Below are 14,810 nucleotides of genomic sequence, written 5' to 3' on the forward strand. Positions count from 1 at the left end.
AAGCATGCTTTCACCATCTAGAGTTACCCTGTTGACTTTCATTGTTAGCTATCTTTTGATTTGGCTTATTTTCCCCGTTGGTTATCTGTCAGCTTGTTCTTCTCTCAGATTAATCAAGCTCAAATATTCTTCTAGGGATAGGCCGTATTCGTGCATAAATTGGGCGTGTTCGACGCCGACAAAGCGGAAGTGCCAAGGTTCGTATTCGTAGCCTGTGATATGTGTTTTGCCTTGCATGTATCTTAAGACAAAGCCGTAGTCTTGGCTGTTTTCGGCGAGCCAGATGGCTGATCCGTATTGCCCATAGACTTGGTGTAGGTCACGGCCGTATTCGTTGTAGTCGTAGCCGAGTAAGTCGAAGGCCAAGCCTGTCGAGTGTTCGGTAGCGTCTGAGGGTGCGACGAACATATCTGTCATGTAGAAGGCGTCTGCTTCGCTGTAACCTTCGTTAATGTAGCCGTAGTAGCGTCCGTCGAAGTTGGCGGCTTGGTAGGCCATGGTCCGGTAGGCCGAGATGGTTTGGTAGTGGTAACCTACTTCTTCGGCTGCTGTGATCAAAGCGTTGAAGTCGTCTCGGATCGCCGCATCATAATAGTGCCCGCTAGCTGTTGCCGCAAATTCCATGTGTAAGTCGGCTTCGATGCGGTTTTCGCGGTTGATTAGCATAAGATTGGGATCGTCCAGCGAGGCTGATTCTGGTAAGGCTTTGATTAATTCTTCGGTTGTTAAATCGCTATATAGCGGTTCGATGTCTTCTGCTTCTAGTAAGGTCAGGGCTGCCGCTGATTGTGGCGCCATCATCATTAGTGTTAGAAGGATGCTTAGCAAAGAGAGTACTAAATTTTTCTTCTTTAAGTGTCTCATGTGTATACCCCATTTAGTTGATTTCTTGTGACGTTTTCTGGTCGCGACTCTTGTGTTCATTGGTTTAGATGTTGATTTCTAATAATAATGGCGTATGATCTTGGCGTGTACCCGAATCAATCATGTTTGATTCAACTACTTTATCTACTAGGCGGTCACTGACTAACCAGTAGTCAATTCTCCAGCCAGAGTTATTGATTTTACTCGTTTTAGCACGTTGGTTCCACCAAGAATAAACGCCTTCGATGTCGCCGTGGACATGTCGAAAAGTGTCAGTGAAGCCTTTGGCTAAAAGGTTTGTAAAGCCAGCACGTTCTTCGTCAGTAAAGCCGGCTGAACGTTTATTGGCTTTCGGGTTTTTCAAGTCGATTTCTTTATGAGCGACGTTGTAGTCACCACATGCGATGACAGCTTTTCTAGTGTCTAAGCTTTCGAGGTACTGGGCGTATTGCACGTCCCATTGTTGGCGTTCTTCTAAACGCGACAGTTCGCTACCTGCGTTAGGTGTGTAAACTTGTGTAATATAGAAATCGCCAAATTCGAGTGTAATAATGCGGCCTTCTGAATCCATTGTACTTGGCGCATCAATCGTTGGGAAAGTAACTAAAGGATTAAGTTCTTTTTTATATAAGAACATCGTGCCGGCATACCCTTTACGAGCTGGTTCGATTGAGCTGTTCCATACCACTTCATAGTCGGGTAGGTAGTTCATCAATAGTTCTGTATGCTTTTTCGTTGGGCCTTTGCTTGATAATTTCGTTTCTTGAATCGCAATCACATCTGGTGCTTGTGCCACAATGTTTTCTAGTGTCGCACGCGATAATAAAGCACGTGCTGAATCGCTCGTTAAGGCTGCATTTAATGAATCAATATTCCATGAAATAAGTTTCAAAATAATTCTCCTATTCTATTAGTTACTGTTGATTTAGTTGGGATGGTTTGGAACCCTTGGTTTAGTTCTGGGGATTAGTCTAGTCGTTGATAAGCAGCGTGTTTAGCCAGCTCATCGGCGATTTCGTTAAATTCAACACCCGTATGACTTTTTACTTTGACAAAGTCTACTTGCATGCCAACCGCCACTTCATCGAAGGCTTTCTTATAATTTTGCGAGACGGGCTTGGCTGCTTTCCAATCACCGGTTGCCCAAGATTCGATGCCTTGATAATCATAATAAATGACCACGCGCGTTTCGCCCTGTGCCTTCGCCCACTTAACTGCTTCTACGGTTGCAATCACTTCACCTGCAATTTGGTAACTATCGACATATAAAGGGTCGTTGCCTGGAATTGACAATTTCGCTAAGACATCTTCATTCTTTAAGAAGACAATGCCTGAACCATATTGGCGCATGACTTTATTGAAAGATCCATCCACATACGCTAGTAGGACATCTTTGGGATGACCGTCACTTAGTTTTATTTGGTTGCCACCGCTGATGTAAGCTTGGGCTTCCTCCTTCGTTGGGAAAGACTTATATTGTGCTCCCGCAAATTTTAATACTTGTTTTTGCGCTTCTGTCCAGGTTGTGTAGATGCCTGGTTTGCGCCCTACTCTAATTGCATAAAACTTTGCCATATTGAAAAAAACTCCCTAATCATTTTTATTATAGTGTTTCTTGAAAAGCTGACAGTAAAAGGTGGCTTAAGACTAACGTGAAGTAAGCCATAGCCATTAGGTAATCTGCTTGTTCCACAAAGCCATAAGCTGGTGCGGACAGAATAAGCAACTTAGCCCAGAACAGCCAGCGTGGTGCTAACCTATTTGAAGCTTTCGGGGAAAAATATCTTCCCCAAAGAAAAGACAATAGTAATAAATGAATGCCAGCTAATGGTCCGATGCTTTGCCAAGCAATATAGCTGACATAGATTAATGCGACTAATTCAAGTCCAAAGGCAATAAAGTAAACATTGATTACTTTGCTTGTTTTCATGGTTAGCTCCCTTTTCTAGACGTTTATCTTCTCATTTACTTTAAGCTACCTCTTATTATAACATGCAGTAAAAATACAACAAAGCTTCTTTCCTAGATATATTGTTTAAGCAATTTATTAGCAAGTTCACTATTTACAATCCGTATGCTTGTTTTGTTTGCATCATTGATAGTAAAGAAATGTAAATCACCATACCAAATTAGTCCTTCATCTATCACAACAAATGGTTGTGGCGTGGCTTGTACAAGGATACATTTAATACCCAAATGATTAAGTTGTTCTATATAGTTTTGAGCTTTCTCATTAACTAATCCATTCTCTTTAATTGGATGTTTACATACTAGAGTGATGTCTTTCCCGTCTAACCTCAAACTTTCTAACTGTTTTACTAGCTCTTGATTAAGGTATATCATCGCAACAAATATTTTGTTCGCTTTTTGGCTATCACTTATAAGCGTATTCAAATAATTCCTACCGTTATAAAGTTGAGTTTGAATACTTCGGGTCTGTTCATCTTCTGCTAATTGATACCCTAGTTTAACGTATTCTTTCTGACGCTTATAATACATCTTCGTAAACATATTCACACTAGCATCAATATAGTCGTAAATTCGCAACTCACTTTTATTTTCTACATTTCTTTGTAGACGTCCTAAATATTGTTTTGTACTTCCTTTCCAAGAAAATGGTAAGCAAAAGAAGATTGATTCTAACTGATTTAAGTCAAATCCTTCCCCCACAAATTTTCCCGTAGCAATAACGACGAATGCTTTCCTGGTTTGATTCATTTCATCAATAATTTGTTTATTTTCTTTTTTACTCTGCTGACTCTTTAGCTTGAATATTTGAATGTCTGTTAGCTCATCTTCTAACATTTCATACAATCGATCAATATGTTCGATTCGCTCTGTTAACACTAGGCAAGTCCGATTCTCTCGAATATTTTCCACAATATCTTTTATGATTAGAAGATTACGTTCAGGAAGGTTCAGCAAATGTTGAATGTGTTCATGAAACACAGTGTCAGAATGAAAATCTCCATAGTTTGTAAATCTCGGATAGAAATATTGGGGGACTAGTAACGAATCTTCAGACTCCTTATGATTCTCAAAAATAATGTCTCCTAAGCGCATAAATAATAAAGGTGTTAAGCCATCTTTTCTTTCTGGTGTTGCGGTTAAACCATATAAATAAGTTGTATTCGCAAACTTAATAACATCTTCAAAACTCTGCGCTGCAATATGATGAGCCTCATCAACGATAACCATGCCATACTTAGAAAACAATTCACGCAAATCGTCTCGATTAGACAGACTTTGAAATAGTGCTACATCAATTACTTCAGTTAATATTTTCTTGCCGCCACCTAATCGCCCAATTGAAGGTTTCTTGCGGAGCCTACCTGTTTTTGTATATTCAACAACAGCCTGAGTGTTAATCGTTAAAAAATCATTTAGACGTTGCTCCCATTGATCTGCTAACACTTGATTATGAACGATAATTAAGCAACTAACTTTCTTTTGAGCGATGACGCTGGCAGCTAAGACAGTCTTACCAAAACCGGTCCTTGCACTGATCATGCCAACAGAGTGCTTCTCCATGGCTTGATAGGCTTCATTCTGCTCTGTCCTTAGTTCGCCTTTAAAAATTACATCAATTGGTCTTCCTTCACTGTGTTCTTCATGAAAAATAAGTTCTTCAACATACTCGCTTAATCTATCTTTTAAACCTCGAGGCAAATATAAATAATTTTCATCTTCACTTGCTCCAGTTATATATTGCGGTATATCCCAAGTCGCCATACGCATCTGTTGTCTTTTATAGAATTCTGGGTTTCTGAAAGTTGCTAAGTGAGATAACTGAATAAGGTGTTTTCTTATCAGCTTTTTCTTATCAATCATTAATTCTCCTCTACTTAAGACTTTCAAGCGTATATCTAGAACAGTGGAAAGGTCGATTTGTTCTATATTTTGGTTAAATAATTGAATTGGTAAATCATTTTCAAGTACATCGATAAATTCTGAAATATCTTGTTGAGTATACTGTGGTGTTTGCGCGAGCTCTGTCCACATATTTGACACTGATTTTAAGTCGCTATCTAAAAAAATATTCTTACCCTCTAACACTTTTTGCGTTTTTAAAGGCAAAGCAATTATGTTACCAAAACCTTTTGTAGGCAAAGTATCTTGCATCGGAATGATACGATCAAAACTAGAAAAATCTATTTCACTATTTTCTGACATCGCATGTCTAAGTATCAAATTAGCAAAGCGACGGGCTACTCTAGCTGAAATATTCTCCTCAAAAAAGAACCACAAATGGATCCCTTTACCAGATTGAGACAACTCAATCAATGGTACAATTTTATACTTTTTACAGACATGAATCATAGGCTTAACAGTCTCAATTGCCTTTTCATCATCAAAGTCTATAACTACCAGGTATGTTGTATCATCTGTTAACATTGGATAGATTCCTGTTCCTAATCTAAAATCTTTCAATGTTCCCCTAATATGATTTTCAACCGTTTCTAAGGTGTAGGGATAATATGAATGCACTTGAAATTTATTCTTTAGTTGTTTACCAACTTTTTCCTGTACCCATTCTCCTTGTGCATGCGGACTAAATCCGGTTTTACCTTTTAAACTTTCCCACTTAACTGCATAAACCTCCTGACGTCCGCGAAAATATTGATAATACAGTTTAAATTTATCTTCATTTGTTAGTTGTTTCTCAGAAACCATCATTCCTTCATCAATAATTAGTTGCTTAAACTCTTTTTCATGAATGATATTCATTATGCCATCGTCCCACTTTATCTTGTAGAAAACTGCTTGACTCTCCCATTCAATCAATTTTTCTAGTATGGTTACTTTTTTTCCGATAGTCGTTAAATATGTTTTCAAGCTTAGCCACCCCCATCATACTTTGTTAAAGAAAAGCCATTAAAACATTAGTTTTATTATAACAATAAGCGACTGTAAGTTCTTGGTTTAGCTTTGACTTTAGCGTAGAGTGAATGACAAACTTTGCTTGACGCTCGTCGTTTTTTATTTTTTCGATAAGATGGTTAGTCCTATTATGCCCAGCGTGTTGTCTGTGATAAACTGATTTCAACTAGAAGAAAGGTGGTTTCCAGATGAATAATATCGTGCCGTCGCTGTGGTTTGGCGATAATAATTGTGAAGAAGCCGTCAATTACTATGTCTCTGTTTTTCCAAATTCGCAAGTTCTTTTCATGCAGTACTATCCTAAGGAAGAATTGAGTGAACATTTCGTCGGTATGGCTGGAAAAGTGATTACGGCCGAGTTTTTACTGGATGGTCAGAAGTTTATTGGGCTTGATGGTGGACCTGTCTTCAAGTTTTCTGAGGCTATTTCTTTTACGATTGAGTGTAAAGACCAGGATGAAATCGATTATTATTGGGCGAGGCTTTCCCATGTTCCGGCTGCCGAGGCATGTGGTTGGGTGAAGGATCGTTTTGGTTTATCTTGGCAAATTGTGCCTGAGAATATTGGGAAACTTCAACAAACGGATGCTCAAATTCAAGCGTTAATGCAGATGAAAAAGATTAGCATTGCTGAATTAGAAGATGCTAAATAAAGTATGATCCCAGACCAAATACGCCTCTCATTGTTTTGTACTTTGGTGGCGTATTTTTTTGGTTTGGGTGTACTTGTGTGGTTTAGCGAGTAATCCCTTTCGCATTGAATAGGACCAAGTAAACGTCTAGCGAATGTTTATTGAGAAATCTATTGATTTCATCACACGCAACATCGTAGGCGGCTTGAGGCGGGTAGCCGTAAATCCCACTTGAAATCAGTGGAAAGGCGACGCTTTTCAAATCATGTTGGTGCGCTAGTTTTAGGGCCGAATGATAGGCGGCTCTTAGCAGTCGCTGGCTCTCTTCTTTTGAGTACTGGCTGTAAATAGGTCCGACCGTGTGAATCACATGAGCTGCCTTTAATTGAAAGCCGGGCGTTAAGACGGCCTCTCCTGTTTTGATGGGTCCGATGGCGTCACAAGCTGCTTGCATGTTTTGACTGCCGGCTGCGTGGAAAATTGCGCCACATACGCCTCCACCCATTTGGAGTGCTTGGTTGGCGGCATTAACAATGGCAGCCACTTCGAGTGTCGTGATATCTTGTTCAATGATTGTTAAGGTCATCGTTTGGTCTCCTTTCGTAAGCTTTTGGATGTATTTTGTGATGAGAGTTGGCATGATTCTTCTACTTTAGTATACCAAGATTTTTGCCTCTATTGAAATGATCAGTGTGGATATGACGTGATTATTTGAGGGTGACTTGGTAAATTTGGTAGTGCTGCGCCTTTGTTAATACGTTTAAAAGATAAAAGATGTGTCAGCTTTGGCTACCGCGGCGATATTTCTTGAGATTCTTGATAACCTAAACAGGTAAAGCTTAAGTGGAATCGTTAAGTAACGTGGAAGTATGGTGAAACCAGTCTCAGTGTTCCACTCAAGTCATAGGGGCAAAAAACCAATTTCACTCAGACTAAAGGCATTATTCTGCCAGAATATCCCATCCTTTTTCAGTAAAATGAATTAAAAGAATCCATCTGAAAAACTAACAAGTGCCCAATTAAACTAGCGATTCAAACGCATCTTTAATTTCTAAGCCTCTTCACTTTAATCAAGGACTCAACTAATCGCTGCACTTGTATTTTAAAACAGAAAAAAACACCTCAAACTTCCTAGTATATGACTAGGAGTTTGAGGCGTCTCTGTAATTATGTTTATCTTTTTTTGTGATGCTTCTTTAATAAATATAGACCGAGGGCGACAAAGAGACCGCCACTGATTAAAGAAAAGTACACGTTCGACTGAGTCGGACTAAGCGTGATGATGACCAGACCAATTGCGATTAATAGTAATTGCCATCGACTCTTCATCGAATCACTCTAATAGTTTGCTTCATCTTCACCAATGTTGACGCGGTTAGCCACGAGAACGAATGGTAAGTAGATGAAGAAGGCAACCACTAAGTTAAATAGTGATAAGAATGCAGCTGCGAAGCTACCACCTGTTGCTAAGTAAGCGTATAGTCCTGGAGGTGTAATCCATGGAACTGCTAAGAATACTGGTGGAACTAAGCCCCAGCTAGTTGCTAAGTAAGCAATTGTTGCTAGAATTGGTGGTGTAACTAACCATGGAATAGCAAATTGTGGATTTAATACAATTGGCATACCAAAGATAATTGGTTCGTTAATGTTGAAAATACCCATTGGTGCAGATAATTTTGCGATTGTACGGTGATCTTCACGTTTAGATACCCAGAAAATTGCAACGATTAAAGCAAGGGTCACACCCGAACCACCCATTTGAGCGTAAGCATCGAACGAACCACGAGTCCAGTCCCAAGGTAATTGTGCGATATCTCTTGTCGCTTCGTATACTGCAGTATTTTCGTTTAAGGCCGCTCCGTAAACACCGTCCATAATTGGTGCTAATACGTTATGACCATGTAAACCGAAGAACCAGAACAATTGAATTAGGAATGATAAGAAAATCACACTTCCTAACCCTTGTGATAAGCCCATTAATGGTTGTTGGATGTATTGTGAAATTAAATCTGTTAATGGTAAACCTGTTAAAGTAAATGCGATGTAGCCGATGAATGCTGAGGTGTAAATAGCAATTGTACCCGGGATGATCGCAGCGAAAGCTTTAGTTACAGCTGGTGGAACAGTATCTGGCATCTTGATTGTAAGGTTTTTACGCATTAAGAATGAATAGATCATCGTCGAAATCATACCGATAATAAGAGCACTAAATAGACCAGTTGCGCCAAGATAAGATAAACCTAATACGCCTGAACCGCTTGTTGTTAATGAAGCTGCATCAGCCGATTGAGTCACATTTAACCCGAAATCAGTTAAAGCTGTTAAGGTATTGTTGTCAATCCCTGTTAATTCTGTCGAAAAGTTTAATGATTGAGGAATGACAGCGATAAAACTACCAAAAGAGATTAATCCCCCAGCTAATGAGTTAACGCCGTAGCTTTCTGCTAAGTTGCTACCTAGTGAGAAAGCAAAGAACATTGCCATTACCGCAATTGTACCACCGTATACGTAACCGTTAATTTCAACGAGTGGAGCCATTGCATTAGCAAAACCATGCCAGCCAAGGTTAACAGGTAAGTCACGTAAGAATACGTTGAGTAATACAGCGATTGAACCAGCCATTGTAATCGGCATTGCAGCGATGAATGAGTCACGAATTGCCACTAAGTGACGTTGTGAGCCAATTCGTCCAGAAACTTCCATAAATTTTTCAATAAAGCTATCTTTAAAAGCCATTGATAAAACCCTCCTTATTAATTATGTTGCTCAATTAAATTTTTATACCAATAATAACTATCTTTTTTGTAGCGGGTTAACTTAGCCGTTGCATCGTCTTCTTCTCGGTCTACGTAGATGAAGCCATAACGTTTTTGATAACCGTTTAACCATGATAAAAGGTCAGTAAATGACCAAGTACAATATCCGATGACTTCAGAGCCTTCAGCAATGGCTTCGCCAATTGCATCCACGTGGCTACTTAAATAATCAATACGGTAATCATCGTGTATCTGATGAGCCTCAGTCATTTTATCGTATTCGCCTAAGCCATTTTCTGTAATCATCACTGGGATGTCATAGCGATTAGTGATACGTTTAATACCTAATTTCAAACCTTGTGGGTCAATTTCCCAATCCCAGTTCGTGCGACTAACAAATGGGTTTTGAACGCGTTTAAAGAAACCAGGAACGCCAGATTCTTCTGAAGAACCTTTCTCACCGGTTGTATTCATTTTTCCAATTGACACACCGTCTTCAGGATTGTAAGCGACTGTATTTGTTTGGTAATAGTTGATACCTAAGAAGTCTGGTCGACTGTTCGCAAGAATTTCATAATCTTCTGGACGAATATCAATCGTAACATCTAACTTTTTAAGCCCTTTCAGAACTGTTGTCGGGTATTTACCATTAATGTAAATATCCATCCAGAAACTACTATTGAAAGCTTCATAATTTTCAGCTGCCAAAACGTTTTCTGGTTTTGAGTCATAAGGATACGCTGGGTTATAAGCAAAACTTGGCCCAATTTCCCCTGTCATTCCCATGGCTCTAAACTTTTTAATTGTTAACGCATTGGCTAAGTTAGCGTTATGGTTGGCGTTATACATCCGTTGATAATTGTTTACCTTTGGTGGGTGAACCGCTTGAACATAGCCTAAGGTCATAAAGATGTTTTGTTCGTTTAACGTGACCCAATAGTTCACACGATCGCCAAAGGCTTCGAATAAAACGGCCGCATAGTTTACGAAATCATCGATAATATCGCGTGATTCCCAACCAGCATAGTCATCTTGTAAAACTTGTGGTAAGTCCCAGTGATAAATTGTCACAACAGGTTCAATATTGTGAGCGATTAATTCATCAATTAAGTTTGAATAAAATTCAATGCCCGCTTTATTTACTTCACCTCGTCCTTGAGGTAAGATTCGCGTCCATGCAATTGAAAAGCGGTAAGCTTTCAAGCCTTGTTCAGCCATCAACTGAACATCTTCTTTATAACGGTTATAATGATCAACCGCTAGATTACCGTTTGTATCTTTAAACGTTGTTCCTGGAATACGCACATAGTTATCCCAGATTGATTCGCCTTTACCATCTTTGTCCCAGGCTCCTTCTACTTGGTAAGCAGCAGATGCTGACCCCCATAAGAAGTTATTAGGAAATATTCTCTCTGACATAGTCTGTCCTTTCTTTGTTTGAATAATGAATTAATTGATCTAATTGAGCCAGCATGCGTGCTTCTAACTTTTTACGGAATAGAGGCGCTAAAAGGAAATTGTTCATTTTAGTAAAGACTCCTGTGTTAAGATATTCTTCACGATAAGTGACTTCAATTTCACCTGCTGTTTGTGGCTCAATTAAATACTCAATCAAATTGGTTCCTCTAGAAGATTTAAGAATAATCTTGTAGTGACTTGGAAAAGTCATTTTCTCAACCTCTACCAAGACACTGTTTTGATTTTTCGCTCCGAAGGTTTTCGTAAACTTTAACCCAGGCTTCAAGTCACCACTTTTCAATAATTTGTTAGTGTTTCTTTCATAATCGTTCTTAAAGGACTCCTTTAAGAAGTCAAACAAGGATTCTGCGTTGGCTTGATATACCTTTGATACTTCCATAATCTTTCGTCACCTATTTCTAAGCTACTGCTAGCTTCTTATAAAGTTCAATCATTTCGCGCACTAAATCGATAAACGTAATCGCGTTCATTAAATGGTCTTGACCGTGAATTAATAATAGTGAAATTTCAACTGACTCACCTTGTGCTTCATTCGTCAATAAGCTCGTTTGAGAACGATGTGCTGTTACGAGTGACTCGTTTGCTTGGCCTAACATCACTTCAGCTTGTTCAAAATCTCCTTCCTTAGCTGCTTCTAAAGCTTCGACTGCTTTACCTTTGGCGTCGCCACCGTACATAATTAAACCCATGATTGCTTCTAAGTTTTTTGGCTCGCTCATCATTATTCTCCTATCATTGAAAGGGCGTGAGATAATACTTTTTCTCCGTCCATTCTGCCGTAATCAATCATCGCGATATCCGTTACAAGAATTTCTGGTTCGAATTTTTCTTTTAATTTCTTCACCACAAATTTAACTTGAGGACCTACCATGATTAAGTTGATATTGTTGTTTTTAACATTTTCATCGACTTCTGATAATGAAACCGCCCAAATTTTAACGTCCATCCCTTTAGCTTCAGCAGCTTTTTGCATTTTCGTTACTAACATACTTGTTGACATACCAGCGTTACATACTAACATAATTTCTTTCATTTTTGTTTCTCCTTTTTCTTGTTTAATTTTTATTCTTTAAGAACGTTTCTTTAAAATGTTCAAAAGTTGGTTGTTCTAAAAGTTGTGCTTGAATATCAGTTTTCTGCACAAACTCTACGAAGTAATCCGTCACCAAGTTGAGGTTCTTATTGGTTAACTTGGATGGCGACATCAAGATAATAAACTTCACATCAGGATGTTCAAGGTCCCATTCAATCCCATCTGGAATCAAACCAACGACCACTTCACTGTTGACGCCAAGTGGCGTCGATGGATGAGGAAAAGCAACTGTCTCTGAGAACGCTAACGTACCATAATACTCACGCAATTCAATATGCTGCATAAAATCATCAACAAAGCCTTCTCCTTGACTATCGCTCAAACGTTGGATCATATCGCGTAAAACATCCACACGGTTACTTGTTTCTTCAAACAAGATAAACCGACTTGGGTCGAAATATTGATTAAATATTCCCTCCAATTTTGTCGTGGATTCTTGCGTCTTCTTCGTACGCCCCAAACGTTTCGTGTCTTCTTTAATATGGTGCGTAATGTCCGCAATATTGTCTTCAGTTAAAAAGACGCTGACATTGATGACGGGGATATTGAAGAAGGTATTGGATATTTCAAGTGTTGATATAATCAAATCAACTTCCTCGAGTACTTGATCCGTTAATTGGTAATAACTAATCACATCCATGATCTGGATACTTTTACCAAATTCATTTTCCAAGCGATTCCTTAACATCTGGGCGCTACCTAAACCTGTTGCACAAATGACGATAACTTTTAATTGCTGACTCTGATAACTTCTTTCAACGGCAGCTAGTAGATGTAAGGTAATATAAGCCCATTCATGATCATCGACTTGATACTCTTCAAGTAGAGGCATCTTCTTAAAGTATTCTTTGGTAATTTGAAACACTTCTGGGTAATTGACTTTAACTTCCTTTAACAAAGGATTCTTTAAAGGAATTCCCATTTTAAGTCTCGTCATCAACGGGTCAAAATGAGCATTGAGGCCCATTAATAATTTGGCATCTAATTTGAATCTTAAGTCGCTTGATTGTTCAATTTCAAGTAACGTTTCCATTACTTGGAGTTGTAAATCATTCGTACTATCGTCCCATGGTTCGTCGAATGTCGACAATTGGTTCGATCTTGATTTCAAATGCAAACCAATATACATCGATTCATCTTCCGGAAAGGTAATATCGACAGAGGCTTCGATGCGTTGAATCATCTTCTTGGCAATCACCATTTCTTTCCTTAAGTCGACACCACCACTAACTGGTGACGTCTCTAGCACATTCCCTGCTTTAATTCGAATAATCGCTAATGCCAGATGAATAACCAGGTTTTGCATGACATAATCTGATAACTGAATCGAGCCATTACGACACTCTTCTAAAACGATAATCGACAGTGTTTCCACCGTAAAGCCTTCTTCTTTTTCATCAATGCGGTTAAGTTTCATAAAATGATTCATAGTATCTGAGCCGAAGAAATATTTAAGGATAAAACGACGCTTTTCAATTTCAGCCCCATGAACTTGGATGCCTTCATTAGTATTATTCGATAAGGTTAATTCGTATTTACTTAATTGTTCCCGAATGCTTTGGATTAGATGCATAATCGTTGAACGACTGACTAGTAATTCCTTAGCATATTCCGTTACCGTTAAACATTTATTCTCTAAAAAGACTTTACTTAACAAATAGCGCTCACGGTCTTCTGTTTGCGTAATCGCATAAACATCCGACAGATTGCTTTCATCTTTTCTCAAGCGATCAAGCAAAATATTGAATTTAGCCACTTCCTGAATAACTAACCGGTATCCGTGCCCTTTTTTGATTTCAATGTTGGCGCCATATCGTTCGACTAATTCATTACTTTGATGAATGTATTTACGCGCAGTTCGATCCGACATCTCTAGCTGTTCACCGATAAGCGTACTGGATAAGTATTGTTCTAAATGCTCATGCAAGTATTGAATTACTTGCGCTTCTTTATGATTAATGGGAACACGTTCCATCATGAATCACTCACCTGCTTTGCCTGAGGCGACTCTAAACGAATGCTTAATTTAAAGGCATCATTTGGCTTCAAGTAAGCAAGTAGCGGTAAATCTGATGGTGTGATGCGTCCGACGATATTGGTTTTATCAGTGGCTTCAAAGTCTCTTAATGCAATCTGTAACTCACCTTTATAACGTCCATAGTCATTATTATCAATGAGAAGGTCGCCACGTTTAACGCCCTTTGCTTGACCTCTGCTAGGTAAATCTTCGGCTTGATACACAATACGCGTCATCGTTGAGCGCAAGACATATTCTGAGATATCGTTGCGGTAGTGATGATCATAATCGATAATCATTCTTTCGGCTTCACTTAAATCGTCCACCACTTCTACTTCCAGAATACGTTCAGTTGTAAAAGCAGCCATCAAGCGTTGAAGTTCTTCATCACTGACAAACTGATTCGAAATAATCACATCATCAATTAAGCCTTGATAAATGAGTTCTTTTAGTTGGCTTGTAGACTGACTGTCTCGGTGTCTTTCTAAGGTTGGTAAACCGTCTGAAACCGGCCAAGGTCCTTCGCTTGCACTGGTTGCTGTAATAAAGGCCGCTGATAAAACGCCTAAATTCTGATAATTTTTAGTTGTTTGGATGAAATGCTCATGCGAAAGGCCAGTAAAGCGTTTCGGATAGAAATTATGACAACCAATAAGATTGTCCTTACGCGCCCCATTTTTCAATAAACATTCCAATAATTGGTTATCCTGGCTGATGTTCAGCTCTATTCTGAAATTGTGGGGATTATTGATCACTTGAATCATCTGAGACAATTCAAGCGGCTCGTCTAAACGTAAGCCATCTAATCCGAAGGCTCTCGCTTTGTCAACAAGTAGACCGTTCCAGCCCAGTTGATCAATCAGGCTTTGATTAATATCCGCAATCACAAGCAACTGCTTGCTTTTACATAACTGTATAATCGCTTGATACTTTTCCATCATAGCGTCATCGTGCACATCCATTTGAAGTAAACTTAAAAACACACGTTTGAAAGGATATTGCATCAAGCATTTGATATAAGCCGTCATCTCTTCAAGTGAATGTTGATCGGGATAGAGAGAAAATCCTAAATTCATTTAAACTCCTCC

Annotated in this window: 15 protein-coding genes; 1 reads left to right on the top strand and 14 read right to left on the bottom strand. The window is 38.9% G+C overall.

Features of this window, described 5'->3' with window-relative positions; all coding sequences use genetic code 11:
* Positions 1 to 81 precede the first annotated feature (81 nt).
* From ACTQ45_RS09795 to ACTQ45_RS09815, 5 genes are all read right to left on the bottom strand, one after another.
* The gene (locus ACTQ45_RS09795; RefSeq protein WP_441763564.1) at positions 82 to 864 is read right to left on the bottom strand and encodes a M15 family metallopeptidase; all 783 of its coding nucleotides are present in this window, start codon (positions 862 to 864) and stop codon (positions 82 to 84) included.
* Positions 865 to 928: 64 nt separating this feature from the next.
* Entirely contained in the window at positions 929 to 1,756 is an 828-nt protein-coding gene (locus ACTQ45_RS09800) for an exodeoxyribonuclease III (protein ID WP_441752383.1), read from the bottom strand.
* 74 nt (positions 1,757 to 1,830) lie between these two features.
* On the bottom strand, positions 1,831 to 2,439 hold the full coding sequence (locus tag ACTQ45_RS09805) for a ribonuclease H1 domain-containing protein (protein ID WP_441752384.1): 609 nt from the start codon (positions 2,437 to 2,439) through the stop codon (positions 1,831 to 1,833).
* 28 nt (positions 2,440 to 2,467) lie between these two features.
* Positions 2,468 to 2,794: a DUF2568 domain-containing protein gene (locus ACTQ45_RS09810; RefSeq protein ID WP_441763565.1), complete on the bottom strand. Its 327-nt coding sequence runs from the start codon at positions 2,792 to 2,794 to the stop codon at positions 2,468 to 2,470.
* A gap of 92 nt (positions 2,795 to 2,886) precedes the next feature.
* The gene (locus ACTQ45_RS09815; RefSeq protein WP_441763566.1) at positions 2,887 to 5,700 is read right to left on the bottom strand and encodes a TOTE conflict system archaeo-eukaryotic primase domain-containing protein; all 2,814 of its coding nucleotides are present in this window, start codon (positions 5,698 to 5,700) and stop codon (positions 2,887 to 2,889) included.
* A 233-nt stretch (positions 5,701 to 5,933) separates the two neighbouring features.
* On the opposite strand from ACTQ45_RS09815, the gene ACTQ45_RS09820 reads away from it, so the two are divergent.
* Positions 5,934 to 6,398, top strand: coding sequence for a VOC family protein (locus ACTQ45_RS09820; protein ID WP_441763567.1), 465 nt, complete (start codon positions 5,934 to 5,936; stop codon positions 6,396 to 6,398).
* Between the two features lie 82 nt (positions 6,399 to 6,480).
* On the opposite strand, the gene ACTQ45_RS09825 is transcribed toward ACTQ45_RS09820, so the two are convergent.
* The 9 genes from ACTQ45_RS09825 to ACTQ45_RS09865 form a co-directional block, all read right to left on the bottom strand.
* A complete protein-coding gene (locus tag ACTQ45_RS09825) occupies positions 6,481 to 6,963 on the bottom strand; it encodes a macro domain-containing protein (protein WP_441763568.1) in 483 nt (160 codons plus the stop codon).
* A 587-nt stretch (positions 6,964 to 7,550) separates the two neighbouring features.
* Positions 7,551 to 7,706, bottom strand: a complete 156-nt coding sequence (locus ACTQ45_RS09830; RefSeq protein WP_441763569.1) for a hypothetical protein — start codon at positions 7,704 to 7,706, stop codon at positions 7,551 to 7,553.
* Between the two features lie 9 nt (positions 7,707 to 7,715).
* Positions 7,716 to 9,113: a PTS sugar transporter subunit IIC gene (locus ACTQ45_RS09835; RefSeq protein ID WP_441763570.1), complete on the bottom strand. Its 1,398-nt coding sequence runs from the start codon at positions 9,111 to 9,113 to the stop codon at positions 7,716 to 7,718.
* Between the two features lie 17 nt (positions 9,114 to 9,130).
* Positions 9,131 to 10,552: a glycoside hydrolase family 1 protein gene (locus ACTQ45_RS09840; RefSeq protein ID WP_441763571.1), complete on the bottom strand. Its 1,422-nt coding sequence runs from the start codon at positions 10,550 to 10,552 to the stop codon at positions 9,131 to 9,133.
* Positions 10,530 to 10,991, bottom strand: a complete 462-nt coding sequence (locus ACTQ45_RS09845) for a DUF3284 domain-containing protein (protein ID WP_441763572.1) — start codon at positions 10,989 to 10,991, stop codon at positions 10,530 to 10,532. Before ACTQ45_RS09845 ends, ACTQ45_RS09840 begins: the two co-directional genes overlap by 23 nt.
* Positions 10,992 to 11,010: 19 nt before the next feature.
* A complete protein-coding gene (locus ACTQ45_RS09850) occupies positions 11,011 to 11,331 on the bottom strand; it encodes a PTS lactose/cellobiose transporter subunit IIA (protein WP_441763573.1) in 321 nt (106 codons plus the stop codon).
* A 2-nt stretch (positions 11,332 to 11,333) separates the two neighbouring features.
* A complete protein-coding gene (locus tag ACTQ45_RS09855) occupies positions 11,334 to 11,645 on the bottom strand; it encodes a PTS sugar transporter subunit IIB (protein WP_441763574.1) in 312 nt (103 codons plus the stop codon).
* Positions 11,646 to 11,667: 22 nt separating this feature from the next.
* Positions 11,668 to 13,683, bottom strand: coding sequence for a BglG family transcription antiterminator (locus tag ACTQ45_RS09860; RefSeq protein ID WP_441763575.1), 2,016 nt, complete (start codon positions 13,681 to 13,683; stop codon positions 11,668 to 11,670).
* Entirely contained in the window at positions 13,680 to 14,798 is a 1,119-nt protein-coding gene (locus tag ACTQ45_RS09865; RefSeq protein ID WP_441763576.1) for a DUF871 domain-containing protein, read from the bottom strand. Before ACTQ45_RS09865 ends, ACTQ45_RS09860 begins: the two co-directional genes overlap by 4 nt.
* Positions 14,799 to 14,810 lie beyond the last annotated feature (12 nt).

It is taken from the genome of Fundicoccus sp. Sow4_D5 (assembly GCF_052116365.1).
GTDB lineage: Bacteria > Bacillota > Bacilli > Lactobacillales > Aerococcaceae > Fundicoccus.

What these genes read in the sequence shown, in the direction of transcription:
- ACTQ45_RS09860 (WP_441763575.1), bottom strand. Translation starts at nt 13,683, where the DNA reads ATGATGGAACGTGTTCCCATTAATCATAAAGAAGCGCAAGTAATTCAA.
- ACTQ45_RS09820 (WP_441763567.1), top strand. Translation starts at nt 5,934, where the DNA reads ATGAATAATATCGTGCCGTCGCTGTGGTTTGGCGATAATAATTGTGAA.
- ACTQ45_RS09855 (WP_441763574.1), bottom strand. Translation starts at nt 11,645, where the DNA reads ATGAAAGAAATTATGTTAGTATGTAACGCTGGTATGTCAACAAGTATG.
- ACTQ45_RS09830 (WP_441763569.1), bottom strand. Translation starts at nt 7,706, where the DNA reads ATGAAGAGTCGATGGCAATTACTATTAATCGCAATTGGTCTGGTCATC.
- ACTQ45_RS09795 (WP_441763564.1), bottom strand. Translation starts at nt 864, where the DNA reads ATGAGACACTTAAAGAAGAAAAATTTAGTACTCTCTTTGCTAAGCATC.
- ACTQ45_RS09810 (WP_441763565.1), bottom strand. Translation starts at nt 2,794, where the DNA reads ATGAAAACAAGCAAAGTAATCAATGTTTACTTTATTGCCTTTGGACTT.
- ACTQ45_RS09865 (WP_441763576.1), bottom strand. Translation starts at nt 14,798, where the DNA reads ATGAATTTAGGATTTTCTCTCTATCCCGATCAACATTCACTTGAAGAG.
- ACTQ45_RS09835 (WP_441763570.1), bottom strand. Translation starts at nt 9,113, where the DNA reads ATGGCTTTTAAAGATAGCTTTATTGAAAAATTTATGGAAGTTTCTGGA.
- ACTQ45_RS09850 (WP_441763573.1), bottom strand. Translation starts at nt 11,331, where the DNA reads ATGAGCGAGCCAAAAAACTTAGAAGCAATCATGGGTTTAATTATGTAC.
- ACTQ45_RS09840 (WP_441763571.1), bottom strand. Translation starts at nt 10,552, where the DNA reads ATGTCAGAGAGAATATTTCCTAATAACTTCTTATGGGGGTCAGCATCT.
- ACTQ45_RS09845 (WP_441763572.1), bottom strand. Translation starts at nt 10,991, where the DNA reads ATGGAAGTATCAAAGGTATATCAAGCCAACGCAGAATCCTTGTTTGAC.
- ACTQ45_RS09825 (WP_441763568.1), bottom strand. Translation starts at nt 6,963, where the DNA reads ATGACCTTAACAATCATTGAACAAGATATCACGACACTCGAAGTGGCT.
- ACTQ45_RS09805 (WP_441752384.1), bottom strand. Translation starts at nt 2,439, where the DNA reads ATGGCAAAGTTTTATGCAATTAGAGTAGGGCGCAAACCAGGCATCTAC.